1 pseudogene is annotated in these 975 nt (G+C 65.2%); it reads right to left on the bottom strand.

Features of this window, described 5'->3' with window-relative positions:
• Positions 1-9: 9 nt before the first annotated feature.
• Positions 10-975 (bottom strand): annotated as a pseudogene (locus BRX37_RS26280) (hypothetical protein); the annotation flags it as partial.

The following is a 975-nucleotide window of genomic DNA, read 5'->3' as shown; positions in this document are numbered from 1 at the left end:
TAGGTGTTCTTAAGTATTTGTTTTTGTACAGGAGAATAGGGCATATGAGTGGATAATGAGTCTCGTGGGCGAGTCGAAAGGAATGCTAGGGAAGCCCGCGGAGGCGGCGAGACAGACATCATGTGCGCCGTCGAGCACCGGACCCACCGTATCAGCCGACATCAGCGACGCGACCTGTTCGGGCTCATCGTGCAGCGCCTGCTCGGCGGTGGGTGGAAGCACGGTCGGCATCGCCGCAGCGACCGCTGCGCGGAAGGCATCGGCGACGGCCGCCTCGTGCAACGGCCGGAGCGACGGCAGATCGGCATAGTGGCGCGCCGCAACCTCGCGGGTGTGACCGACCGCGAAGCGGGCCATATGCCCCTCGGTCTTGGTGTACCATAACGCCTTGTGGGTCTTGCGCAGCCGGGAAAGCAGCAGATGGAGCGGCTTCCCATCATCGCCGGCGATACCATGGCGACGAGCCCAGGCGGCGAGTTGGAACTTGGGATCGACGATGCCGGCGCGAAGGCCGCCAACGTTGTGATAGAGCCAGAGGCAATCGTCGGTCAGATGCTCGCGTGCGACGGCGGTGACGTCGATCAGGCGACGCATGAGGCCGCCGGGTGTGCCGCTACCACCATCGCGGACCCGCATGCTCTTGTGCTCGGCACCGCGGGCGCGGCGCTTCAGATAGCGCAGCTCCACCGTGCCGGCATGCGGGTTGGTGAGACAATCCACGGTCAGCGTCTTCAGGCACTCCGGCTCAAGGCCGGTATCGAGCGTGAGCAGCACGAGCAGCGCCGGCAGATCGCGCGCGAGCAGATGATGGCGGCCATGCAGGTCGTCGATGAGCGTGCTGATCGGCAATCCGCGCCGCATGCGCATGAAATAGAGGCGCTTCAGCGCGGGCTGGTCTGCGACGATAAAGCCCTGCCGCGCGATGATCGCTTCGACATCGGCGCGCGCCCTGGCGACGACAGGGTCGCCCTCATC

Origin of the sequence: Sphingomonas sp. S-NIH.Pt3_0716 (genome assembly GCF_003950715.1) — a bacterium.
In the GTDB taxonomy this organism is placed as follows: Bacteria; Pseudomonadota; Alphaproteobacteria; order Sphingomonadales; family Sphingomonadaceae; genus Sphingobium; species Sphingobium yanoikuyae_A.
The sequence above is the reverse complement of the archived record's forward strand: the minus strand, read 5'-3'. Positions and strand labels throughout refer to the sequence as shown.